At 48.1% G+C, this 25,729-nt stretch carries 19 protein-coding genes and 1 pseudogene; 13 read left to right on the top strand and 7 right to left on the bottom strand.

Going from position 1 to position 25,729, the window contains the following annotated elements:
* The first annotated feature begins 47 nt into the window (after positions 1-47).
* Both NG796_RS22605 and NG796_RS22600 read left to right on the top strand, forming a co-directional pair.
* Positions 48-179, top strand: coding sequence for a hypothetical protein (locus NG796_RS22605; RefSeq protein ID WP_261209398.1), 132 nt, complete (start codon positions 48-50; stop codon positions 177-179).
* 160 nt (positions 180-339) lie between these two features.
* The gene (locus tag NG796_RS22600; RefSeq protein ID WP_261209397.1) at positions 340-1,680 is read left to right on the top strand and encodes a M16 family metallopeptidase; all 1,341 of its coding nucleotides are present in this window, start codon (positions 340-342) and stop codon (positions 1,678-1,680) included.
* Here NG796_RS22600 and NG796_RS22595 read toward each other — a convergent pair.
* Positions 1,664-1,858 (bottom strand): hypothetical protein, encoded by a 195-nt coding sequence (locus NG796_RS22595; RefSeq protein ID WP_261209396.1) that lies wholly within the window; start codon positions 1,856-1,858, stop codon positions 1,664-1,666. The genes NG796_RS22600 and NG796_RS22595 overlap by 17 nt on opposite strands.
* A gap of 31 nt (positions 1,859-1,889) precedes the next feature.
* On the opposite strand from NG796_RS22595, the gene NG796_RS22590 reads away from it, so the two are divergent.
* The 6 genes from NG796_RS22590 (at position 1,890) to NG796_RS22565 (ending at position 16,645) form a co-directional block, all read left to right on the top strand.
* Positions 1,890-2,672 (top strand): hypothetical protein, encoded by a 783-nt coding sequence (locus tag NG796_RS22590; RefSeq protein ID WP_261209395.1) that lies wholly within the window; start codon positions 1,890-1,892, stop codon positions 2,670-2,672.
* 357 nt (positions 2,673-3,029) lie between these two features.
* The gene (gene gcvH, locus NG796_RS22585) at positions 3,030-3,419 is read left to right on the top strand and encodes a glycine cleavage system protein GcvH (protein ID WP_207088180.1); all 390 of its coding nucleotides are present in this window, start codon (positions 3,030-3,032) and stop codon (positions 3,417-3,419) included.
* 241 nt (positions 3,420-3,660) lie between these two features.
* Positions 3,661-6,519 (top strand): aminomethyl-transferring glycine dehydrogenase, encoded by a 2,859-nt coding sequence (gene gcvP / locus NG796_RS22580; RefSeq protein ID WP_261209418.1) that lies wholly within the window; start codon positions 3,661-3,663, stop codon positions 6,517-6,519.
* 1,671 nt (positions 6,520-8,190) lie between these two features.
* Entirely contained in the window at positions 8,191-13,545 is a 5,355-nt protein-coding gene (locus NG796_RS22575; RefSeq protein ID WP_261209394.1) for a hypothetical protein, read from the top strand.
* A gap of 115 nt (positions 13,546-13,660) precedes the next feature.
* Complete coding sequence (locus tag NG796_RS22570) at positions 13,661-15,040, top strand: serine/threonine-protein kinase (protein WP_261209393.1); 1,380 nt, start codon at positions 13,661-13,663, stop codon at positions 15,038-15,040.
* Between the two features lie 222 nt (positions 15,041-15,262).
* Positions 15,263-16,645, top strand: coding sequence for a pentapeptide repeat-containing protein (locus NG796_RS22565; protein WP_261209392.1), 1,383 nt, complete (start codon positions 15,263-15,265; stop codon positions 16,643-16,645).
* 95 nt (positions 16,646-16,740) lie between these two features.
* Here the strand turns inward: NG796_RS22565 and NG796_RS22560 are convergent, their stop codons facing one another.
* A complete protein-coding gene (locus tag NG796_RS22560; protein ID WP_254566437.1) occupies positions 16,741-17,304 on the bottom strand; it encodes a hypothetical protein in 564 nt (187 codons plus the stop codon).
* A gap of 165 nt (positions 17,305-17,469) precedes the next feature.
* Complete coding sequence (locus NG796_RS22555) at positions 17,470-18,459, bottom strand: Gfo/Idh/MocA family protein (RefSeq protein WP_261209417.1); 990 nt, start codon at positions 18,457-18,459, stop codon at positions 17,470-17,472.
* 359 nt (positions 18,460-18,818) lie between these two features.
* Here NG796_RS22555 and NG796_RS22550 point away from each other — a divergent pair, with 359 nt between their 5' ends.
* Positions 18,819-19,118: a ferredoxin gene (locus NG796_RS22550; RefSeq protein WP_261209391.1), complete on the top strand. Its 300-nt coding sequence runs from the start codon at positions 18,819-18,821 to the stop codon at positions 19,116-19,118.
* 124 nt (positions 19,119-19,242) lie between these two features.
* Here the strand turns inward: NG796_RS22550 and NG796_RS22545 are convergent, their stop codons facing one another.
* Complete coding sequence (locus NG796_RS22545; protein WP_261209390.1) at positions 19,243-21,000, bottom strand: SpoIID/LytB domain-containing protein; 1,758 nt, start codon at positions 20,998-21,000, stop codon at positions 19,243-19,245.
* Positions 21,001-21,326: 326 nt separating this feature from the next.
* Here NG796_RS22545 and NG796_RS22540 point away from each other — a divergent pair, with 326 nt between their 5' ends.
* The 3 genes from NG796_RS22540 (at position 21,327) to NG796_RS22530 (ending at position 23,113) form a co-directional block, all read left to right on the top strand.
* On the top strand, positions 21,327-21,587 hold the full coding sequence (locus tag NG796_RS22540; protein ID WP_261209389.1) for a sulfiredoxin: 261 nt from the start codon (positions 21,327-21,329) through the stop codon (positions 21,585-21,587).
* Positions 21,588-21,766: 179 nt separating this feature from the next.
* The gene (locus NG796_RS22535) at positions 21,767-22,291 is read left to right on the top strand and encodes a Dps family protein (protein WP_261209388.1); all 525 of its coding nucleotides are present in this window, start codon (positions 21,767-21,769) and stop codon (positions 22,289-22,291) included.
* Between the two features lie 192 nt (positions 22,292-22,483).
* A complete protein-coding gene (locus tag NG796_RS22530) occupies positions 22,484-23,113 on the top strand; it encodes a helix-turn-helix domain-containing protein (RefSeq protein ID WP_261209387.1) in 630 nt (209 codons plus the stop codon).
* Between the two features lie 20 nt (positions 23,114-23,133).
* On the opposite strand, the gene NG796_RS22525 is transcribed toward NG796_RS22530, so the two are convergent.
* From NG796_RS22525 to NG796_RS22515, 3 genes are all read right to left on the bottom strand, one after another.
* Positions 23,134-23,946, bottom strand: coding sequence for a DUF1350 family protein (locus NG796_RS22525; protein ID WP_261209386.1), 813 nt, complete (start codon positions 23,944-23,946; stop codon positions 23,134-23,136).
* A 2-nt stretch (positions 23,947-23,948) separates the two neighbouring features.
* On the bottom strand, positions 23,949-24,074 hold the full coding sequence (locus NG796_RS22520) for a hypothetical protein (RefSeq protein WP_261209385.1): 126 nt from the start codon (positions 24,072-24,074) through the stop codon (positions 23,949-23,951).
* 145 nt (positions 24,075-24,219) lie between these two features.
* Complete coding sequence (locus tag NG796_RS22515) at positions 24,220-24,714, bottom strand: hypothetical protein (protein ID WP_317619344.1); 495 nt, start codon at positions 24,712-24,714, stop codon at positions 24,220-24,222.
* Positions 24,715-25,243: 529 nt separating this feature from the next.
* Between NG796_RS22515 and NG796_RS26615 the strand changes: the two are divergent.
* Positions 25,244-25,415: pseudogene (locus NG796_RS26615) on the top strand (IS701 family transposase); the annotation flags it as partial.
* Positions 25,416-25,729: the final 314 nt, after the last annotated feature.

The raw sequence follows: 25,729 nt of genomic DNA, 5'->3' as shown, positions 1-25,729 counted from the left end.
TTGATGCCCCTGAATAGAATCGGCCAACTGGTGTTGGTTTTTCCAGAATGAGGGAAAAATCCTATCCGTTCCTATTATATGGGGATTGGGGGGAATTGGGAGATGGGGGAGATGGGGGAGAATTGGGGGATGGGGGAGATGGGGGAGAATTGGGGGATGGGGGAGATGTAACGGGTTAGTAATGGTATATATTTCGGGATGTAATAGTAGGGCTAGATATTTGGGGCGATCGCCTTGGGGTAAAACTGCTGGGCAACTGAGAAATCTGTGATTGTACCCTCCCCATTGCGTAAAGAATGATTAAGATAGAAAAAGAAATCTCAAATAAACGAGTATCTAATGACTTCAACGCTTGTTAAGTTTTCCTCTCTCCCTCGTCTGAACTGCCCTAAGATTCATCGCCTGCCGAATGGATTGACGATTATCGCAGAACAGATGCCAGTGGAGGCGGTAAACCTGAGCATTTGGGCAAATGTTGGTTCGGCGGTGGAATCCGATGAAATCAACGGGATGGCCCACTTTTTGGAGCACATGGTTTTTAAAGGAACTCAACGCCTGGAAAGCGGGGAGTTTGAGCGCCGAATCGAGGAACGCGGTGCTGTAACAAATGCTGCTACAAGTCAGGATTATACGCACTACTATATTACCTCAGCCCCCCAAGATTTTGCCGAACTCGCTCCTTTACAAATTGACGTGGTACTCAATCCGAGTATTCCCGAGGATGGGTTTGAACGGGAAAGACTGGTGGTGTTAGAAGAAATTCGGCGATCGGAGGATAATCCCCGTCGCCGCATTTATTCTCGGGCAATGGAAACCGCCTTTGAACGATTGCCTTACCGTCGCCCGGTTTTGGGTCCGACGGAAACGATCGCCAGTTTAAAGGCACAGCAGATGCGGGATTTCCACGGAACTTGGTATCAACCGCGATCGCTCACTGCTGTGGCGGTGGGTAATTTACCCGTAGAACAATTAATCGAAATTGTGGCAGAGGGGTTTGAAAAAAACGGACGTCCTGCCTTCTCTCTCAATCCAAACTGGCAACTTGCTACCGATGACGAACAACTCATTCCTGAACCGAGTCAAGTCATCGGCGCAACCCCCGAACCAGCATTTCAGAACATTGTCCGCCGGGAATTCATTGATGAAAAGCTGCAACAGGCAAGACTGGTGATGATGTGGCGAGTTCCGGGATTAACGGAGTTAAACAAGACTTACGCTTTGGATGCCGTCGCCTCGATTCTGGGACGGGGACGGATGGGACGGTTAGTCCAGGATTTGCGCGAAGAAAAAGGGTTAGTTTCTGGCATTTCAGTCAGTAATAGTTCTTTTCATCATCAGGGGATTTTCACGATTTCTGCTCACTTGCCCTCGGAAAATCTGGAGAAAGTTGAAGCGGCAATCCAGGAACATCTTCGCCGGTTCCATCGCGAGATGGTGCGTCAATCAGAAATCGATCGCATTGTCACTCAAGTGGTGAATCGGTTTATCTTTAGTAACGAGACCCCGAGCGATCGGGCTAACCTTTATGGATATTACCATTCCCTGATGGGAGATTTAGAACCGGCGTTCAATTATCCGACTCACTTACAGTCCCTCACTCCGGAAGATATCCAGCAAGCGGCATTAGACTATTTGTCGGCGGATGCTTATGGCGTTGTAACGATTAAACCCGCTGTATAAAATACCGAGTCCAAAGGTTAGGAAGACGCGATAATAATTCGCGTCTTTTGTATTTTAGGAAGACTTGCGATCGCCCGCCTAAAATTGCCCGACCCTTGGGTAAACCCGATGGGATATAATTTGGGGTGGTGAAACTCCAGAGAATGCTAAAGCGCGATCGCCCCAATTCTCTGTTCATCCGCTAGGTCACCCTACCCCTGAAATTGAATATGGAAGTATCAAATTTAGCCCTCAAACAATTATGCAGATATTTAGCCGGTTATCAATGCGAATTGTCCGAAATCAACAACTCTTTACTCATTGGTTCAACCCAGAATGGATTGCTTGAGCTAGATTATTATGTTGATGTCGATGATGAATTTTATGAAGAAATCCTAGAACTCCTTGCTTTTGCCGACTTTGCCCCCTTTCTAGGAACCCTGCGTCTATCTGCCCCGGATGAAGGCATCAACGGAACGCGATCGTGGGATTTAGAACCCTTAACCCGAGGAGAAGGAACCTATCAAAACCTGAAACTTTTAGAGATCCAAGGCACTCAACCCCAACACCATAATCGCACCATTATAGGTAAATTTGCCGAACAGGGCATCGTCGCGCGACTTCTGGATAAAATGCCCAATTTAGAACAACTCTCCATTCCCTCCGCCCCTAGTCCCGCCTTTTTTAAACGCAATTCTCACCCCTTAAAACATCTCACCATCCAAACCGGCTACAATACGCAAGATTTTATTTTAAATTTAGCCCAATCCACTTGCTTTAGTCAACTCAAAACCCTGGATTTTACCGACTATTCCGAAACCTATATTCAAAACCATGAAGAACACAAAACCCCCCTTTCTCATTATTTACAACTCTTTAATTCCAACGCCCTCCCCCATTTAGAATCTCTAACCCTAAGATATTCCCTTTTAAATGAAACAGACACCGCCAATTTAAAGAAAACTCCATTAGGAAGCCAATTAGACCTCCTAAAACTTCTGCCCAGTTCTTAGTCAAGTCTTTTCTTTTTCCTCAATTAAGGTCGGTTAAGGGGTCAGAACAATCTCGGGCTGTTGCTGATTAAAATTAACCTCACTTGGGGCGGGTGAACCCCAAATTTTCAGCCAGATGAAGACTCGTCTCCTTTCTCACATCAAATTAACGAAGTTAATAACCTGTAATTTTAAAAAATAGCTATTGACAAAATAGATGATTTATGATATGAGCAATTTACCCTACACAGAGAAAATCGCAGCCCAGTTCCCCCGGAAAAGGGAGAGATTTGCAGAATTCGACAATTATGATTGCCTTGTAGAGGCGTCCTTTCTATGATTAGGGAAATCCCGTGCAGTTAGTGTGAGGAAATAATCGTGAACCTGGAATATCCTGAAGATCTCAAATACCTTGATAGCCATGAGTATGTTCGCCTAGATGGGGAAATTGCTACCATAGGGATCAGTGCCTTTGCCCTGGATCAACTGGGGGACATCGTATTTGTGGAACTGCCCGATATTAGTGAAGCCCTGGAAAAAGGCTCGACTTTTGGTACGATTGAGTCAGTTAAGGCAGTAGAAGACCTGTACGCCCCTATATCCGGAACGATTGTAGAACGGAACAATGAAGTGATTGAAGCCCCAGAACTGATTGGAGACGACCCCTACGGTGAAGGTTGGTTGCTGAAGGTGCGTGTTAATGACCCCGATGAACTGGAAGATGCGATGTCCGCGAATGAATATCGCGCCCAAGTAGAAGGAGAATAGCTGTGGGTTTGCCGACTGCCGTCTGAATTGCTAATATCAGCCCCCATCCGGAACCGATATAAGAAATTTTCAGAGTAATCATGCTTCCGGTGACGTTGTAGGGGCGCACCACGGTGCGCCCTCCCTCCTCCCTGTTAAAAACCTCTCCCCAATTCCCTAACTCATGCTAAATTTCGAGACAACCGTGAACGACACAGATTTAGTCAGACAGTCTCCGCCTACTCCCGAATCTCCACCGATTATGACCCCTGATGCCTTTGTTCACCGACACAATGGACCCTCCTCAGAGGAAGTTGAACAAATGCTACAGGAAGTCGGGTTTTCCAGTCTGGATTTCCTGATTGAGTCTACGATTCCCAGTCGGATTCGCCGCAATACTCCCCTGAATCTGCCGCAACCCCTCAGCGAAACCGCAGCATTAACCCAACTCAAACAAATCGCCTCCCAGAATCAACTGTTCCGGTCCTTTATTGGCATGGGATACCATGATTGCATCACGCCGCCAGTAATTCAGCGGAATATCCTAGAAAATCCGGGGTGGTACACGGCATACACTCCCTATCAGGCAGAAATCGCCCAAGGACGATTGGAGGCCCTGCTGAATTTCCAGACGATGATTGTGGATTTGACGGGATTGGAAATTGCCAATGCTTCGCTGCTGGATGAGGCGACGGCAGCAGCGGAAGCAATGACTCTGAGTTATGGGTTGTCCAAAACGAAGGCAAATGCTTATTTTGTCAGTGAGGATTGTCATCCCCAAACCCTTGAAGTGGTTCAAACTCGCGCTAGACCCCTAGGGATTGAGGTAATTGTCGGCAATCCTAGACAATTTAAGTTTGATCGCCCGGTATTTGGAGTGTTGTTACAATATCCGGCAACCGATGGGGCGGTTTATGACTATCGGGAATTTGTGGAACAAGCGCATACTGCTGGCGCAGTTGTTTCGGTTGCAGCGGATATTTTGAGTCTGGCATTACTCACTCCTCCCGGCGAATTTGGGGCAGATATTGCCGTAGGAAGTACCCAACGGTTTGGAGTCCCTTTGGGCTATGGGGGACCACACGCGGCCTATTTTGCGACGCGGGACGAGTATAAACGGCAGGTACCCGGACGAATTGTGGGCGTGTCTAAGGATGTGAATGGCGATCGCGCCTTACGCTTGGCCCTGCAAACCCGCGAACAGCATATCCGTCGGGAAAAAGCAACCAGCAATATTTGCACCGCCCAAGTCTTGTTAGCGGTGATTGCCTCCATGTATGCTGTGTATCACGGACCGAGTGGAATTAAACGAATCGCTCAAACCGTCCATCATCTTACCGTAATTTTAGCCGCCGGATTAAACCGTCTGGGATACAATCTCGGTTCTGAACCCTTTTTCGATACCTTGCGGGTTGATTTGGGCACAAAATCCCAGTCACAAGTTCTCGCAGCAGCAGCGAATCATCAGATTAATCTCCGGGTTCTGGATGAGACGACCCTGGGAATTAGTTTAGATGAAACCACCACCCTGGAAGACTTACAGAATCTCTGGCAGATTTTCGCTAGTGGGGAACCGTTGCCGTTTACAGTGGAACAATTGGCAACCGAGGTGAATAGCAGCTTTGACTCGACCTTTGCCCGCCGGAGTAAGTATCTCACGCATCCGGTGTTTAATCGCTATCACTCCGAAACGGAACTGTTGCGCTATCTGCATCGCTTGGAATCCAAGGATTTATCTCTCACGACTTCGATGATTCCCTTGGGGTCTTGTACCATGAAGCTGAATGCAACAGCAGAGATGATTCCTATCACTTGGCCGGAATTTGGGAAAATTCATCCCTTTGCCCCAGTCGCACAAACCCAGGGATATCAACTATTATTCCAGCAATTGGAGGCGGGGTTAGCAGAAATTACCGGATTTGCCGGAATTTCTCTCCAACCCAATGCCGGTTCCCAGGGGGAATATGCGGGATTGTTGGTGATTCGTCAGTATCACGAACATCGCGGGGAATCTCATCGTAATATCTGTTTAATTCCGACTTCCGCCCACGGGACGAATCCCGCAAGTGCGGTGATGTGCGGAATGAAGGTGGTTCCAGTTGCCTGTGATGATAATGGAAATATTAATGTTGAGGACCTGAAGGCGAAGGCGCAGAAGCATTCTGAGAACTTGGCGGCGTTGATGGTGACTTATCCTTCGACTCACGGGGTGTTTGAGGTGGGGATTAAGGACCTGTGCCAAGTTATCCATGATTGTGGCGGTCAAGTGTATATGGATGGGGCGAATATGAACGCCCAAGTGGGATTATGTCGTCCCGGAGATTTTGGGGCCGATGTCTGTCACTTGAATTTACATAAAACCTTCTGTATTCCGCATGGGGGTGGCGGTCCGGGGATGGGTCCGATTGGAGTGATGCCCCATTTGGTGCCGTTTCTGCCGGGACATTCCGTGGTGAAGGTGGGGAGTGACGAGGCGATCGGGGCGGTTTCGGCGGCCCCGTGGGGAAGTGCGAGTATTCTGCCCATTTCCTGGATGTATATGGCAATGATGGGTTCGGCAGGATTGACCGCTGCAACTCAAGTGGCGATTTTGAATGCGAATTATATTGCCAAGCGGTTAGACCCGTTTTATCCGGTGTTGTATAAGGGGAAAACGGGGTTAGTGGCCCATGAGTGTATTTTGGATTTGCGATCGCTGAAAAAATCCGCAGGAATTGAGGTGGAGGATATTGCAAAACGCTTGATGGATTATGGATTCCATGCACCTACAGTTTCTTGGCCCGTAGCGGGAACCATTATGGTGGAACCGACGGAAAGTGAGTCTAAGGAGGAGTTGGACCGCTTCTGTGAGGCCATGATTGCGATTCGCGAGGAGATTCGGGCGATCGAGGCGGGGAAGATGGATGGGGAGAATAATCCCTTGAAGAATGCGCCGCATACCGCAATGGTGGCGATCGCCTCGGAGTGGAATCGTCCTTATAGTCGGGAACAGGCAGTATTTCCGGCCCCTTGGACGCGAGAACACAAATTTTGGCCTTCGGTGGGACGGATTGATAATGCCTATGGCGATCGGAATTTAGTCTGTGCTTGTTTACCGATGGAAGCTTATTCCCCGGAGTAATTTAAGGGAATCGGATATTGCGGGAGAGGAGGGGTGCGATCGCACCCCTCCTCTCTACAAAATTTTCTCTGATTATGATTTAAACTATCTGGAAAACGCCGGTATTTTTTACCGGGAATTTTCTCTGAGGAAGATTTAAACCTCACTCAATTTGAGTGAGTTTCCAGATCAGTATTTAAAAGGGAAAAAGTGGCGATTAAGGTTAACAACATCGAAATATGAGTCAGCGGCGACTGACGACACATCACCGTACAACCCTTACTACAAAAGGCGCGTATTTTTCTCACCCGTTAGACTGGAGGATTTTAGGGCAGTCGAGAATGAATGAACCCCCTTCTCCTTTGAAACTCAAACCGGCACTTTCCCACATTTTTCCCGGTATCCGGAAAATAGGGAACCCATCCCCCAAGGGAGACGTCTCGATTTCGGAGTGACTAAAAATCCGACCTCAACCCTTTCTCTAAATTATAGCCCTTATTAAATGTACTTAGTTCAAGTTAACGCTGAATCCCTGACTTCTAAGATGATAGATTTCTACCCTAATCGGGAAAAAATTAGTTTTAACCCCATTTGTATTTTATTCTAGGGACTTAAGTGAAGTTCACTTAGGGGGCAGTTCAGGGATTTAATTTAAAAAGATTTTAATAAAGATTAAAATTGACTAACTCTTTCAATTCTCGGGTATTTTAATAAGTTTTAGGGGAAAGTTTTTTAAAAGTCATCCCTAGACAACCCTCCCTTTATTTCAGGTTCCCAAATTAATTTATTTTTTAACTTGCAGATTTTCTTAAGTCAATATTTTTTAATTTGCAAGTTTTTACGGAAATTACTGAATTCTTTAAAAGTAATATTTGACTGAAAAGATTAGGATTTTTATACCTTCCCACAACCCTAAAATTCCCCTAACTCTTAAATTAGCCGTATTGATCGGGACTTCCTTTCAAGGATGTCCAAGGTCTAAATTTTCATGAATTATTAACTTTTCTCGTAAATAAAAATTTCCCAAATTATGAAGGGTAACTCCCTGCCAGAGTCTTGGTTCAGACCAGGCAGGGAGCGGACTCTCCCATCGCATTCACTAAATAAGAGTGGAAGTTTCAACAATTTTTTTGACTTTCTTTGATGATTTAAACAAAAAATAAAAAGTTGTAAAATCCGCAAAAATACGGAAGGCAAGAGGTGCTTCTATTGGGTAAGGTAAAACGTATGGTTTATGAATTTCGACGGCGGGCAGGGTTTCAATTTAATTTTTAGGGCGGTTGCTCAAAAGAAATAAATTTCAACCCTCGGAAACATTCCCGGAATAATCAAGTCTAAGCCATTAACGGGAACATCCTGCATTTGGCAAATGTCAAACAAGGGAACAAGGAAAATCAAAATCTTGTCTTTCCTTGATGTACCGCGTAATCAGCAGTAAGTCAGGATACAATCCGGGGTGTTTAGAAGTGGACATCATTATTAAATTAGAAAATTCCCTCGTTCAAATTAAGAATGATGCTCAAGATGTCCTCAAACTATCTAGGCAAAATAAACATTCTAAATCAGGGACTCCCTACCTATTATAGGGAGCATCTATAGCGAAATCAGTCCCGGAAATGGGAAACCCCGTCTTCGGTTTCCAGGACGCAGTTCTCCGACCTTTTATTGACTCTCAAACACTGGAGTTCATTTATGTTGACCCAAGCAGAATTACTCGAACAAGTAAACAGCACCACCACTGACCCAGAAGCCACAGCAACTGATGATAGTGCCGTCGTGGTAACAAGCGAAACCCCCGAGGAAACAGCACCACTGGAAGCCACTGTGGAGACAACGGAAGCGACTCCGGGAGAACCTGTAACGGAAGAAGCCACAGCCGATGGAACAACCGCAGGAGATGACACTATGAGCGATGCGGACCTAATAGCCACGAGTTTTCTTGTGGACGACGGTACCCAAGCCGAGACAACTGCAGAAGATGGCATCGTCAGTAATCCAGAGCTGATGACCATGACTTCTGTTGTGGACGATGGCACCGAAGCCGATACAACTCCAGAAGATGGCACCATCATGGAAAATGACCCGATCGCAACCACCTCCATTCCAGAAGCAGGGACCGAAGGTGAAGCCACCCCAGAAGATGGCATCATTGTACAAGGTGATCTGGTGACGATCGCAGAAGATGGCACCATCATGGAAAATAACCCCATCTCGATGACCTCTGTTGTGGACGATGGCACCGAAACCAATGCCCCCACAGAAGAAGGCACTGATGAAGTTACCGCCGAAGCTGACAGCCTGACCGACGGTGACCCGATCGCCACCACCTCCATTCCCAAAGAAGATACAGAAGATGACGCGATCGCAGAAGAGAGCCCCGTCACCGAAGGGGAACAGATGGTGCAAACTACTGCCGTAACCGAAGAAGAAGAAATCGCCGAAACCATCCAAGAGGTCGAAGAGTCCGGCTTATTTGATGAAGCCCACTATCTGTCCGACAACCCAGGTGTCTTAGAAGCGGTCATGCGTGGAGAAACCACTGCGATTCGCCACTTCGCCCAATTCGGGATCAAAGAACAGCGCAGTTGCAACGCCTTTATCGACTTCAAAGGCTACGTCGAAAATAACGAAGACATTAAAGAAGCCGTCGAAGCGGGTGAAATCACCCCATTTGGTCACTTTGTGCGTCACGGCCAGTTCGAGAAACGGGTCGCCCATGCCTTATTCAAAGCTGAAGAATACGAAGCCTTTAACGCCGATGTTCAGCAAGCGGTCGCCGAGGGTAAAATTACCGCTTGGGGTCACTTCCTGCAGTTTGGCTGGAAAGAAAACCGCCAGTTTAGCTCCTTCTTCAATGCTGAATATTATCTCCAGCAAAATACCGATGTTGCAGAAGCTGTAGCCGCAGGTCAAATTACCGCCACTGAACACCTGTTTAAATTTGGCCTGAAAGAAAAGCGCAAGATCCACCCCTTGATCGACCTCAAAGTTCTTGCCGAAGCCAATAGTGAGAACATTCAAAGCTTCTTCAACGTGAGCGAACTCTCCGCCGTGAGTGGATTTGAGCTCATCTCTTATGCGATCAATGTGGCCTTCGTCCAAGGATTGCAAACCTCTGAATCCTTCAGCTTCAGCAGTCTGGAATCTATCTTTGGTTCGCAGTTGACGAGCATTTTCAGTGTCAGCAGCTTCTCGGAAATCAGCATCGAGCAACTGTTCGCCTTCTTCGGTAGCGCTGAAGGTCAAGAACTCTTAGGCAGTGCCGGTGGCGATGACCTGAGCGAGGGTAGCGGCGACAACCTCAGCGGCAGTGGCGATGACCTAGATGAGGGTAGTGGCGATGACCTCGATGAGGGCAGCGGTGGCCTCGAAGGGGGTAGTGAAGACCTCGATGAAGAAGAGGAGGGCGACGACGCCGAAGACGGATCCGATCCCCAAATCGTCTTTGATAACCCCAACTTTGTCTCTTCGGGTAATAACTCGAATAACCCCCCTGACGAAACTCCCGAAGAACCCACCGGCGAAACTCCCGAAGAACCCACCGGCGAAACTCCCGAAGAACCCACCGGCGAAACTCCGGAAGACCCCACCAGTCTGCCTCCTGCACCGACTGCGTTATTCAACCTCCAATACGTTGTCAAAAATAACCTAGAGGCACTCCAAGCAAAGTTTACAGGCTTTGATTTCAACAACTTGACGGCAGAACAAGCCGAGCAAATCAAAGAATACGCAGCGGCAGAAGGATTGGATCCTTCCCCCTTCGTCAAGTTGAGCTACTTCGAGTCTGCGGTCAAAACCCAAGTTGAGACCAAGCTTTTAGAGCAAGGGATGACCGAGGAAGAAATCTCCAGCCTCACCTCAGAAGAGTTGCTTGAAAAAGCCCTGGAACTGGGATTTAGCCCGACTCCCTTAATCGATTTGTCCTACTGCAAATCGGTCAACAGCACCGAACTGACGGAACTGGGGACTAAACTCGGTGTAGATATCTCCACCTTGTCTAACCAAGAACTGTTTGAACTGATTGTCAAAGAAGGTATCGAAGCTGGTTTAAATCCGTCTCCCTTCTTCAGTGTTGGCTACATCAAGAAGCTCTACATCGAAAGCATTCGCGAGTTTTACAGTGTCGCGAGTATCACGGAACTGGAAACCCCTGAAGTTTTAGATAATGTCTTCAGTAGCGGTGAGTTTGTGATCGATCTGAAATACTATCGCACGACCTACACCGTAGAACTTGATGCCTACGCCAAAGAATTGTTGGGTGACGAGGCCGCTACTGGGGAAGACCTCAGTGACGATCAGGTGAAAGCTTATGCCTGCAACGAAGGGAAGGATGCTGGTTTACAGACTTCTCCATTCGATATTGAAGGCTTCAGCGTACAATATGAAGTAGAACTGAAGGCGTTCTACAGCGTAGAGTCGGTTGAAACCCTCAGCCAGCATGAAATTTACAGCTTCATGGTTACCGAGGCGATCGCCCAAGGACTGGAAGTTAGCGAATATATTGATGTCTCCTACTATCAAAGCACCTTCGAGGCGGCTCTCGTTGCCACCTTTGAACTTACCGCGATTACTGAAATCACCGCTGAACAAGTGGTCAGTTTCCTGTTCGGTGATGCTGCTCCCTTCGTCGATACGGACTACTTTAAGCTGAAATACGGCGAACAAGTCACCGCTGACGGCAAGGCAGTCAAAGACCTGAGCGGTAAAGAACTCCAGTTCTACATCTTCAGCGAAGGTTGGGAAGCCGGATATACCAGTCTGTCTGCTTTCAACCTAGAAGCGATTACCGCTGACGCCACGATTTCCAGCCAACTCCTGACCTTCTACGGTGTTGCCACTATCGAAGAGGTCACTTCCGCCCAGATTGTCAGCTACATGACAGAGGGCGCTTGGAAAATGGGCATCGACCTGTCTGCGTTCGTAGCCGCAGAAGATATCGAACTCTATCGTGACCAAAATGCTGCCCTCCTGGCGGAATACTACGGCATTGAACTCACGGAAGTGGAAACCCTGAACAGTGAACTGGTCCTCGACTTCCAGTTTGGCTGTGCCACTGAGGTTGCTGATATCGAGTACATCCGCGCTACCTTGGGTGAAGAGATCCTGGCAGCAGTGACCGCTCAAGGGGCTACAATCACCGATGTGAGCCAATTGACCAAGCTGCAAATTGTTGAGTACCTGTATGCACAGGAAAGCTTAGAAACGGTCAAACTGTCCGCCTTTGATGTGGCCGGATATGTAGAAGCCAATGGTGAGGCGATCGCCAATGCCTTGGGTATCGAAGTTGACAAACTCAGCGAAATTGATAGCAAGCAAATCGAGAAGTTCATGCTCAAAGAAGGCGTGGCACTCGGTCTGACCTTAGATGGATTCGTGGAAACGACATACATTAAAGAGGCTTATGGTCTGGCGATCGCCGAATCCCTGAGCATCACCGTAGAGGAAGTTGCCGCTCTCGACAGCGCAGCGGTTCTCAACTGGGTCAGCAGCGACTTCTCCAAACTTGATGTCAACTTCCTCGCCTACCAGTTCGAGCAACTGACTGAGGCTCAACAAACTGAACTGTTGACCGGATTAGAAATCACCCTCACCGAAGGCGCGTCCTTGAGCGTGGAACAAGTGCTTCAGGTTGCCTACAGCGAAGAGTTCAAGGCTGTCTTAGCGGTTGAAGAACTCAAACTGAGTGCGATCGATATTACCGCCTATGTGACCGATAACACTGAGGCATTAACCGCCTTCTACGGCGGTGAAAGCAAGCCCGTTAAAGTCAAGAGCGGTTCCTTCAAGCTCGGTAAGAGCGGCTCATTTGGCTCATTGAAATCCATGAGCGGTTCTGCTAAGTTCAAGAGCGGTTCCATCAAGCTCAAGAGTGGTTCTCTGAAACTCAGTGGAGCCCTCGACGAGGGGGGTGAGTTCGATGTGAACTCCCTGAGCGATAAGCAAATCATCAAGTTTGCTCTCACTGAAGGCTTGAAACAAGGAATCGACCTCACTAAGTATGTCGATGTTGATTACCTCAAGCAAGAGTTCAGCGTTGACCTGGCGCGTCACTACAATATCGAAGTGAGCACCGTGGTTGACCTCAAGCAAGAACTGGTTCTGGACTACCTCTATGGCGGTCTCTCTAGTGAGATTGACTTCGAGTTCATCGAGACTCAGTATGCAGCGGAAATCGCAGGCCAGTTTGGAGTCACCGCTGACCAAATCACCGATGCGCAAATCCTAGAATTTGCTTACGGCAAGTTTGCTTCGACAGAAGACTTCTCCTTAACCCCGGTTGATGTGGAAGGATTTGTCGAGCAATATGGGACTAAACTCCTGGAAATCGCTGGTGCTGCCGCTACCTCGGGCGTCTTCAGCAAGTCGGATATCGTTTCCTTCATGTTCAATGAAGCCTCTGAACTGGGCATTGATATCACCCCATTTGTCGAAATGGATTACTATACTGAGAAGTTCTCAGATAAAATCCTGGCGAACTACAGCCTCGAAAATGTGTTCAACATCAGTGGTGAGCAAGTTTACGACTTCATGACGACTGAAGGTATCACTCAAGGGTTCAACACCTCTGCTGTGATTGACTTAGAGTGGTATAAGACAGAATATGCCACAGTGCTGGAACAAGACAAGGCACAAATTGACGTCGATGCCAACGGCGAAATCTCGAACGATGAAGCCTTTGACTATATAACTGGTGCTGGGTTAGAAAAGGGTCAAAATCCATCGGAGTTGGTTAACTTTGAGTCCTATCTGGCAGAAGGCTCGGCCTCAGCACAAGCCCTGCTGGCCTGGGCCGGTGCGACCTCCGGTGCGACCTCCCTCGAACAAGTCAGCTACTCACAAATCCTACAGTATATGTTCAGTGCCGGATTAGAAGCGGGGTTAGCGCCCTCTGCTGGTCTGGATGTGAATGCACTGAAAACTCAAAATGCTGAAGCCTTGATTCAGTTCTACAGCGCCAGCTCCATCACGGAAGTGACAAACGTCCAAGCGTTCAACTACGCCTACGGTTCCGGTTTCCAACAACCTGAAGAACCCGCCGTGGTATAACGTGACTCACAAAGAGGGCGGCGGCGATCGCCACCCTCTGGACAATTGGGGCTAATCTAAGCGACTCAAGCCCCGGTTGACTACTATAGGCCACCCACTCGCTCAACATTGCTAGATGGGTGGCTATTTTTATGGCGGTGCAATTACAATATCGGATACTAATCAAGAGCAACGACTTATGGCTTGGCAACCCGGAGAACAATTACTCAACGGTAAATACACCATCGAATCCCAACTCGGCCAAGGCGGGTTTGGGATTACCTATTTAGCTCGGGACGATCGCGATCGCCCTTTTGCGATTAAAACCTTGGGACGAAAAGCTCGCTTTACTCAAGAACTCGCTAAATATAAGGAAGAATTTCTCAAGGAAGCGGACTGTTTGTCACGGTGCATTCATCCCAGTATTGTGCGACTGGAAGAGGTGATTGATACGGACTCCCTCTGCTGCATGGTGCTTGAATATATTGATGGCACACCCCTCGCTCGGTTGGTGAAGCAAAAAGGCCGATTATCTGAACGGGAAGCTTTATTTTATACATATCAAATCGCGGATGCTTTGTCCCTGGTCCATCAACAAGGGTTCTTACATCGAGATGTTAAGCCGATGAATATTGTCTTGCGAAAAGAACGCTCTGATGCGGTGTTGATTGACTTTGGATTAGCTCAGGAGTTTTCCCAGGATGGGGTAGATATTCATCCTAAACAAGGGTCGCGGGGATTTGCCCCTCTGGAACAGTATGATCTCCGGGCATTACGCGGCGCTTATACCGATGTATATGGGTTAGCGGCTACTTTATATGCGCTATTAACGGCTAAAGTCCCCCCATCGGCCAGTTCTCGCGATCGCAGTTGGGTGAAAACCCAAACCGATCCCTTACTTCCCCCCCAGACCCTCAATCAAACGGTGAGCGATCGCGTCAATACGGCAATCCTCAAAGGGTTGGCATTAGTCCCGGAAAATCGTCCCCAGTCGATTGAGGCGTGGTTAGAATTACTCTCCGATGGGCCAGCGGATTTGTCCCCCCAATCGCCTGACTTGACAGCGGCCATCCCAGAAATCGCCAGTTCCCTATCAGCGGTGGGAATGGACTATACGACCCTAGAGAATCTGTTAGCTGCGGGTCAATGGCAAGAAGCCGATCGCGAAACCGATACCCTAATGCTTAGAGTTGCAGGTCGAGAGGCAGAAGGCCGCCTCAACATAGAAGATGTCAAACATTTTCCCTGCCGAGATCTGCGCACCCTCGATCGCCTCTGGACTGAATACAGCAATGGACATTTTGGCTGGAGCATTCAAAGACAGATCTGGAGCAAAATCGCAGGGGACTACGAACAATTGAGCGATCGCCTCGGATGGCGACGAGATAACGAATGGGTCTCTTATAGTGATTTGACCTTTGATATCACCGCACCCGCCGGACATCTCCCGAGTTGGGGACGACGCGGGCGATTATGGTCATTTTTAGCCACCCGAGTGAAAAAATGTAGCCTTTAATGGCACAGATCACAACCGGGTGCATCTTTCAACTCTCTCCCTGTTTTCCAGCGGGCGATCGCCGAGTCCCAGATTGGGGATCACCCCTGAGTCCTCTCCACTCTCCCTACTCCAAAAGGTCAACCCAGATCATGCCCAGGTTAGGTACAATTTTCTACAAAGCCCTTCAGGGCTATTCCAATCTTCTTGCACGGTAGTAGCTTCCTCTACCTTCTCAAAACCATGAACCCTGAGCCAAGCCCTAACTCGTCCAACCCCAACCCTAGCGACAACTCCTCTTCAGTTAACCCTTCAGAGCGAGGAAACAATTCCCTTACTCCCGAACAATTGAGAGGGACCGTAGGGAGTGCCACCCCAGAACGCGATCGCAATCCAAGGAACAATGGTGTCATCGTAGAACCCTTAAGCCCATCGGAGGCATTAGCCGAGTTGGATGAATACCAACAGAACCTGGGGAGGACACAACTTTCGGCGCTCAGTTTACCCCCTTTGGAGGACAACCCCAGATCTAGCCCTGGGGGAGTTCTAGTGTTAATGGCGATCACCCTGATGGTCTTCGGTTTGGCGATCGATAATATCTTACTTGGGTTCGCCGGTGCGGTTGCTACTTTTGCAATTTCTCTGCGAATCATTTGGCCGAACTGGAGCCGGATTTGGATCCAGTTAGTTCCTAACCCTTGGCGGGCCGTTGTAATTGCGTTTGTGGGGCTACTAACGGGGATCATCGGCCTGCTGATGCTCAGTGGCTCCAATCAGGAACCGGGAAGCCGGAATATCCAGATTAACTGGGAGGCGATCGGGGCGGTTGGTGAAATTGTCGGTGCGTTGGGTCAAATTTTGATTGCCATTATCGCCGTCTATGTGGCATGGCGACAGTATGTCATTTCCAAAGAACTGACCATTCAGCAAAACCGGATTACCCAACAGCAAACGATTGATACCTACTTTCAAGGGGTATCTGACTTAGCTTTAAATGAAGAAGGATTACTCGAAGACTGGCCTCAAGAACGGGCGATCGCCGAAGGTCGGACTGCTGCAATTCTCGCCAGTGTGGATAGTGAAGGGAAAGCCAAAATTATCCGATTTCTCTCCCAATCTAGGCTCTTAACCCCCCTGATGCGCGATCGCCATCTCGGTCGTCCCATTCTCGATGGGGATGGAGGGTATGCAGAGGACCGGACAGATGGGGTCCGCGTCATCGCCTTGGGCGTTATGTTAGCCGGTTCTGACCTCTCTGGCACGGATCTGCGCTGGACTGAATTAAGCGAAGCCAATCTCGTGCGCGCGGATCTCCAGAAGTGCGATTTAGTCAAAGCCAATCTCTCCCGGGCTATTTTGTACGAAGCCAACCTTTCTGGTTCGGACATCAACTCGACCCGGTTCTTCTACGGACCTGTAGAAACCGCTTCCCCGCGCAGTCGGACCAAACGCCCCAATTATCAAACCGGGGAACATACCGGCGCAGTCATTGAAAATGCCAATTTCTCTAAAGTTGAGCGGATGTCTGAGAGTCAACGGTATTATATTTGTGCCTGGGGCGGGTCCAAAACCCGAGCAACGGTCCCGGGAGGGTGTGAAGGTATTCCGAATCTCCTAGGCCGATAAAGCAGCACCCGTTAATCTTTAGAATCAGCCCAGGCGATCGCATTGATCTCATGAATGCGCGATCGCCGTTGTCAACGTCCTATCGCCTTCCCCATTCAAAAATAATCCGACGGCAAAATTCCGCGTTTTTTCCGCGCTTGCATCGCTTTTTCTAATAAGTCTAATAGTCCCGGGGCTTCTTCCTGTAAAGTTAACAGCAGCCGTTCTCCAATATCTTCATCCCCCGGGTCTTTTCCGGTTTCCATGACGGTTTTCAGCCGAGGCATGGCAATATCATCTACGATTTGAATTAATCCACTCAAACACCGATTAAATTGTCTCTCGGTCAACTGGGAATCTTCTAAGGGAAATTCAATAATGGCTCGGATTTCTCCATCGGTCGGGTCATATTCCCATTGCAGCATTTTGGTTTCCCAGGAAATGCAGAGCATGGTCTGAAGAATTGACTCTTTGTAAGGATGATTGCTAATTCCCGATAAAACTTTCGGCGCAAACAACTTAAAAAATTCTCCATCTTCATCAAGTTGAATCACGATGGGAAAACTTTCCAGGTTTTCTGCTTGGACGCCGGTGATAATCCGATGATGTTCTGGATCGACCTCATATTGCCAAGCTCGGTTGTCAAGATAATCGGCGATTTGTTGGAGACTCGCGCCCATATTAACTCCCTTTGATTGCAGATTGGAATGGTGACGGTTATCTATTTATCTATTCTATTAGCATCAAAAAAGACAAACCTAAGAGTGTCTCTTTTATCCTAGCCGGAACTGGGGGATCATGAGTGGGCGATCGCTATCTTGCCCTCCCTTCCAGTTACTGCCCCTTTAAAGATTGGGTTCAGACTCTTCCTGTAAGGCGATCGTCTTTCCGGTTTCAGAGGCTAGGCGAGCAGCATCCGCAACTTTGAGGCTATAGAGACTGGCCCTGGGGTCAATATATAATGGGGTTCCCTGGGTTAAATGATCAAGGACCATCTGGGTATCTTTGGCAAATAATCCCCGTCGGGTCCCTACTTCCAGGGGGGTACTGTTACCATCTCGCACCAGTTGACCCTGATCTCCATCAAATATCAAGGTTCCCTGACTTCCATGCACTTCTAATTTTCGCTCGCTGGCGGAAAAGATTTCTCCTTTACCATAGAGGACTTCGGCGATCGCCCCGTTGGTAAAGCGTAACTGAGCGCTACATAAACAAGCCCGAAAATACTCCGGTTCTGTGGGTACGTCCCAAAACCGGCTTTGACAGCTTACCGTCGCGACTTGGCCCAAAACATCCGTCAGGCGATGCAGCCGCGAGAGGGCCGCAGTCAAGGGAAAGCCCAACAATTCTCGGTTATAGCTCCACTTGCGCCCGACAAACCTTTGGGGATTTAAGGTACTGTAGCGGGCATAGGCAACCTCCCCCACTTCAGACCAGGACTGTTTCAGGGCCTGATGAACTCCCCCTAATAGTTCAATATGTTCCACATGAAGCAGCCGTTGCCTTGCGTCGGCTAAGGCGAGCAGGTCCTCCGCTTCTGCCGGATCCAGACAGAGGGGATATTCAACGACGACATGGCAATCGGCTAAGAGGGCCGCGCGAATGATGGCACCGCGATCGCGATTGATATTGCAAATAATCACCAGATCCAGGTCCCCTCTGGCGATTAAGTCTTGCCAGGAGTTCATCGCCGTAGTCCGATGGAGTTGGGCAAATTCCTCGGTTTTTTCAGGCGTATGTCCTGCCACCGCCACTAAGCGCGATCGCTCATCCTCTTGTAGGGTTTGCCCTCGGAGTTTGGCGACGAAACCTGTGCCGATCAGACCCACTCGGATTGGGAGTTCGGTGAGCAGGACCCGGGAGGGCGATCGGTTCTTACTGGGACTAGAGGATGTCGTCACGGTCTGAGTTTGCCAATTCATCAGAATCGATACTACTCTAACTTTTGCCCGCTGGATACCCACCCTGATTTTGGGGTGGGGCCTTCTTTAGGTATAAGTAATCAGGATTAAATTAGAAATTTTTATAATAAATTTTGTTGGTATAAAGGTCCCCCAGGGTGTTGCAACCTTGAATTTTTCCCCTACTATCAGAGAAAGGCTGATCCTACCCGCAGACTGGCGCGTTAATCAAGGCGTGACCTCTGCATTAGCAAAACTTATAAGCCTGTCGATTATCTGGAGAAGATCACTAAATGGCAACTTACAAAGTCACCTTAATCAACGAAGCCGAAGGTCTCAATCAAACCATTGAAGTGGAGGATGATACCTACATTCTGGATGCTGCGGAAGAACAAGGGCTCGACCTGCCCTATTCCTGCCGTGCTGGTGCTTGCTCTACCTGTGCAGGCAAAATTACCTCCGGCACCGTTGATCAGTCTGACCAGTCTTTCTTAGATGATGACCAAATTGAAGCCGGTTATGTCTTAACCTGCGTGGCTTACCCGAGTTCTGACTGTACGATTCTGACTCATCAAGAGGAAGAACTCTACTAAGAGAACTCCCCCCCTTAAAATTTTCTCATTTTCAAGAAGTAGGGGCGCACAACAAACGGTGCGCCCCTATTGTTGTTCTGAGGCGGTGGGCTCAGTCCGAGAGTGCCAACAACAAGCGCCGGTTTTAACCCTCCTCGGTTGTGGCTAAGGGATCGCGCCAAAAGATAATCTCCTCAGAAACGGGTTCAATTTCGGTGCCGGGATAGTAGAACTGAAGAATGCGATCGCTGGTCCATCCTAATTTCGCAAGTCGATGGGAACCGCTTTGGCTTAATCCCACCCCATGTCCAAATCCGCCTCCGACAAAGACATATCCCTTAAAGCTTTTATCCTCTCCATACATCCGTTCTAGGTAAAAAAAGGTACTTAAGGGGGCCCAGAATGCGCGGAGAATTTCATCTTTAACCAGTCTGACCGAACCCTGGTCTGTAGTCACATTGACGGCGATCGCTCGACCGGCATTGCTTCTTTCCACCACTTCCACTGCCTGAATGGTCTGGAAATTGGCCTGGGGATGCTGCTTCTCTTGCAAATAATCTTTAAGATTTTTGTTCATTTGCGCCAGACTGCTAACTTCGCGCCACCGAAATACATCCCATTCTTCTTCATTAAATCCTTTGTCCAAGGTAATAAATCGGCGGAAGTTTTGTTCGTTGGCTAAACTGTAGCGAGATAAATCCCAGACGTTGCCTACGGAGTCGAGGACCGCTCTCAAATACGGGCGATCGGCTCCATCCCACATATCCTGGAAAGGCGCGGTGATCCCCCCGGTGGTGGAGGAATACAGGGCGTCGATTAATTCATTGTTATAAGTGAGCACTTTTCCCGCTGTAGCGGCGATCGCGCGATCGGAACGGTCCCAAGTCTCGCCAATTCCTTTATAAACCTGACACTCGGTATTGGCACATAACTCGTAATTATCGATCGCAAATCGTCGCAGGTTCCGTAGGACGTAGGTTCGGGCAATAATCGCCTGAGCTTCTACTGCCGGATAAGGCGCTTCTGCCCCAATTTCATGGGGGACAACTCCCCGTAAATAGTCTTCGATGGGGACTTTATTCACCAGGGTAAAGCTCCCGTAGGCATTCGGCTGGACTCGCAATGTCCCAGGATACAGTATGGGGTTACGATCCTCTTTTTCTCGACTCACCTGAATCCGATCGCTACGGGCCCAAATCTCTAGGCGATCGCGATTATAGCGGAACCCCTCAAAGACCCAACTGGGTTGGGGTTTCTGCTGAAGGATTGCCGTATCTAAAAACGCCGTTTCATATCCTTGCGCTTGCAGACTTTGCAGCAACAACCGTCGCAGTAACGGAGTCCCATAAACCTCCCGCTTGGCCCAAACTTGCCAACGTCCCGGATGAGCAATTTCTACCTCAATCCCCTTTTTGCGCCATTCATCGGCATTCTGTTCCGCATTCTCGAAACTGCGATGGGTACTCAACACCAGCCGTTCTTCGAGGATGGGTTCGGCAAGGGGTTTCATGATGATTTCTAGCTGCATCTCGGTCACTTCCTGGGTTTGAGGCGTCCCATCACCCCCCTCAAACCGGACATAGAGGCGATCGCCTTCTACGGCTTTCAGAATCAGCTTATCGGTGGGTTTGCTGCCAAACCGCTGCACTACCCCAATCTGTAGTTCTCGATTCTCAACTTGATTTGCGCGGACGACTTCCCCAGGAACGCTCCAAAAGCACAGAATCGTAAACATTAACCCAGATATCCGCCCGAACCATTGGCCCCCCAACCGTTTTGCTGCTGGGGTGACAGGAGTCGGTTTCGATCCCCCTGTACCTGGACTGGGAGCCAAAAATAGGCGATCGCTGACCATTGGGACATGAACCCCCAGATTCTGTTCTTGATATGCTGTTGATTTCACCGTTCGATCCCCTTCTGTTTCCTTTTAATATCCGCTCTAAACTCTCGACAATGGCCTAATTTTCCTCACCCAGCAAGAATTTCACTCCCTCAATCTCGAACTGGGCGATCGCCCCGGAAGGCAATCATTAATTTTATCCCCTCTTATTCTGGTCAAAATCCCCCCCAACTTTCAACCCATTTTCCACCCAATCCCCCCCATCCTCCCCATCTCCCCCATCCTCCCCATCTCCCCAATCCTCCCCAATCCCCCCATCTCATTGTTGCAACTCATACTCATTCCGACTATGATATAAGAAAGCCACCAAAAACTCAGAAATCACAACTATGAGAGTCGAAGAAATCCCGATCGCCAAGATTCGGCGTCCCTTACCGCGCCAGAATGACTTACAAAAAGTACAGAAGCTGATGGCGTCCATCCAAGAAATCGGACTACTAGAACCAATTGACGTGTTAGAAGTAGAAGGGGAATATTACGGCTTTTCTGGTTGTCATCGCTATGAGGCTTGTCAACGCCTAGGCCATAAAACCATTCGCTGTAATGTCCGTCGTGCTCCGCGATCGGTGCTAAAAATGCACCTAGCCTGAGTCGATGTGTCCAATAGAGGCGGTACAGTATTGGATCAATGGGACGATTACCAGGTTACTCAACCTTTCTTTGTTCCCGTGCCAGCCGAGTGTTATTAAGAAACCCGATTTCTAACCCGACTGTACCGACACTCTAGTAATCCTGTTAACAACAGACTCGTTCTAAAGGAGACCGAATCATGGGAAAAGATAAAGACAAAGACAAAGATAAAGATAAAGAGAAAGACAAAGGGTCAAAAATCAATACCGGGATTAATGCACAAGACCGGCAAGAAATCGCCGAAGGATTATCACGACTCCTCGCCGATACTTATACCCTCTACTTAAAAACCCATAATTTTCATTGGAACGTTACCGGCCCAATGTTCCAGACCTTGCACGTGATGTTTGAGACCCAATACACCGAATTGGCTTTAGCTGTAGATGCGATCGCCGAACGGATTCGGGCCTTGGGATATCCTGCACCCGCCACTTACACCGAGTTTAGTCAATTAAGCTCCATTGAAGAAACTCTCGGGGTTCCGAAAGCCAAAGAGATGATTCAGTTGTTAGTAGAAGGACAAGAAGCCGTAGTACGGACTGCTCGTTCTGTGTTCCCCACCGTTGATGCAGCAAACGATGAACCCACCGCTGATTTATTAACCCAGCGGATGCACATTCATGAAAAAACCGCTTGGATGTTAAGAAGTCTACTAGAAGAATAAAACATCGGTTAAACTTTGCCAACCCGAAACTAGAAATCGGGTATTTAGGTGAGTGAACACCTACAGGAGATCACGATTGAAGTCGTTACTACAAACAGGGGAAATCTACTGTTCGTAGTAACGACTTCAGTCGTTTCTTCGCGGTTTATAATATGATGACCAAGATTACATTACATTGATCAACTCGAACTCATGAGTGATACTCCAGACGCCAGCCAACAATTACAAGGGTTAATGCAACAGGTGGGAATCTCCAGCTTTCGATCGCTCGCTCGTCAAGCGGGGGTGTCTCACTGGCAGGTGAGACAACTGCGTGAAGGAAAGGCGTTGCAGATGCGTGTCGAACCCTTGCTGATGTTGGCTAATGTGCTACAAGTCACCCTATCCGAGTTATTAGTGAGATGTGCTGGAGTGGAAGCCGCAGAACCCCGTGAGCAAAGTTCCACGGTGCAAGCGGAATACGATCGCCTCCAAATGCAGATGCAGCAGCAACGGGAGACGCTGTTGCAGGAATTTCAACTCACCAGTTTAGATATTTTAGAGTCTTGGTTGCGGAACTGGCCTACTGCCGCTTATGCTGCTACCCAAAATCCGGAGTTGCCTGCGGTGCGGTTGCTGCCGTTGTTGCATCCGGTGGAACGGTTGCTGCAAGAATGGGGAGTGGAGGCGATCGCCTCCGTAGGGTCAGAGATTCCATACAATCCCCAGCAGCATCAGTTACGGGAGGGAATGGCTCAACCCGGTGAACTTGTGAGAGTCCGCAGTACCGGATATCGCCAAGGGGAGAAGCTGCTTTATCGAGCAGAGGTCAGTCCCAGATAGGAACAGGGATGAGGGAAACATCAGTTTAGAGGTCTCATGGATGGGATAGGATTGAGCCAACGGATGATTTCATCTTTGAGGCGAACGGGTTCGCGATACATTTCTAGGCGAACCCATTGGGCGATCGCATCCAAAGGAGAGAATTCCGTCCCCGACTTCCAACCCGGGTCTTGACTTAAGGGAGTGAGATGATTTCCCGGGATAGTGAGCATAGACACCAAGTTAGGAAAGCGTTCTTGCATCACCGGAAATAACAGCAGGGTTTGATCCAGGGTATCATCTTTAAATTTGACAACCAAATTCCGCTTAATTTGATAGTTTCTAGCAATAATTTGGTTGGTTTCTTCTGGAGAAGGGGTAAATTCCACCGAGAAAGCTTGGGGTAATTTTGCCCCCCAAGTTGTGGGGATTTGTTCGACTAATTCTAAGAAAGGAATGGAACGACGGGCGGGGTAATTATTATAGGAAATCAGGATATTCCCAGCGCGTTCGACTTCAAATAAACTGCCGATTAGCAAGTGGAGTTTACAACCCATGCTATGACCGATTCCATAGATGGGAAGATAGCCTTTAGGCAATTTACCGGATAGGCGCAATTGTTCCACACACCACTCGAACCGATCTACAATATCAGCGGCGATCGCACCGTGGTCGAAATTACTAACAAACGGCGTAGCGATTATCGCATATCCTTGGAGACTGAGTTGTTCAAGTAACCATCGATAGGTGACTTGAGGCGCTGCCGCCAGGAACGCGCCCCCCAGGAAATGAATAATGCCCCTTGTCCGGGGAGGAATATGGACCCAATTACCGGAAATTTCTTGCCAATTCATGCCTAAACTCTATAAAAGTGCAGTTGTTCCCTAATTTTAGGCGATCGCCAGAGTAACTTCCCACTCCACAGTTGCTGCCGTAACAATCTCAACCCCAATTTACAGATAATTTCTAAGCCGTTTAGCATTGAAATCGAAGGATTCTACCAAGCAACCAAAACCCTCATCTGTAGCCGCGATTCGCGAATCGCCAGTCCCCACCTAACACAAAAAAATTAAAAATAATCGCCCAATCAACTCTTAAAACAATAAAATTTATGCCCAAATCCACCATCAAGACTGAGAAAGAATCGCACTCAATAAAATGCCTAAAATCTTAGCAACTTCCGACAGATAATACTCGACCCTATCAATATAAACCATCTGCCCCTCCAACTTCAAAAATCTCCAAACCGTCCCCGAAGTCACCGCCCCATAAATCGTAGAAATCTGAGTTCCCTCCTGTTTATTAAACAACTGCGCCGCCAACATCTCCGCCACACATTGCCCGAAACCCGCCTTAATGTCTTCTTTTTTCGCTTCGACTAGAGTAATGACTGGGGCGCTGATAAACAGTCGTTCCGGTGATAAACTGATTAAAAAATCACAAGTTCCATTCAATCCTCGTTCTGGGGCAACATTAAACTCAGAACCCGAAAACAAACCAACTTGATACTTAACCTGCCGCCTGACCTCCAATAAAATTGGCGCAATAATCAGTTCAAAACAAGCTTTTTCGGTATTAATATCCACCGCCAATGCAGCATTTTCTTTTAAAAAAAATCTCAAGAATTTCGCTGGGATTCACTGCGGCGGTATTAACAAGTAAATCAGTATTTCCATTTAAAGTTAAGTTAAATTATTTAATAATTCGATTGAGTTTAAAATCGCTATAAACCATTGTTTACTCGCCCTACAAAAAAAATGAGTTAGAGTTTGCACAACCGAGATTCATATCCTTGGGGTATCTTACTGCTTTTCTTGCAGCAGTGCATCATAGAGAACACCCGCAAGACGTGGTGACTGTTATTGTAACGGTGAAAATCAGCTATACTGGGGAAGAAAATCCCTTGGGGCTGCCTCTGTACTTTAACCCCAAATTACCCCACCGCTAATCCCCTGGCAAGACCCTCGGAGGCATTCCTAAACCGCTCAGGAGAAAACCGTTATGACACCCGCAATTCAATCCCTGACTGAGATTACCCTAGAAGAATTCTTGCAGTTACCCGAAACCAAACCTGCCAGTGACTATAACCCTTTTTTGTCACTTTTGTGAGGGTATAATAAAGAAAAAGCGGCTGAAAGCCAGAGCCGGACTATGATTGCTCCCAAAACAGCCAAGCCCACCCACCCTCTAATTGATGAATACTGTGAAGACTATAAAAACCTGTTTTCAGAGGTTAGAACCTATGAGGCATTTTAAAATACCCATGTAGGAATATTATCAGAAATAAAACGAAAAACTTTACCAGAAATCGCAAAAGTTTTGGGATTAAAAAAATGCTCAGGGATTACAGCATTTTCTGACTCGCTCTCCTGGGGAAATCCACCAGTTCAAGACTTGAGGATTGAGGGGGTTTTAAAGCATTTAAAAGGTAGAAAAATTTGGGTGATTATTGATGAAATAGGCGACCCTAAAAAAGGAAAACTGGATCTTCAGGACTTGTGGTGATAAGTTTATCTAATAAATACCCCAAATCTTCAATGTTTTTGAGTGACTAAATCTGTAATACCAATTTAAAATGAAATAGCATAAGATGGAAGCAGTATTTGATAGAGGTGGCTGATGGCAGGTCGGATGAAG

This window comes from Laspinema sp. D2d, assembly GCF_025370755.1.
In the GTDB taxonomy this organism is placed as follows: Bacteria; Cyanobacteriota; Cyanobacteriia; order Cyanobacteriales; family Laspinemataceae; genus Laspinema.
This window is presented reverse-complemented; position numbering and strand designations above follow the sequence as displayed.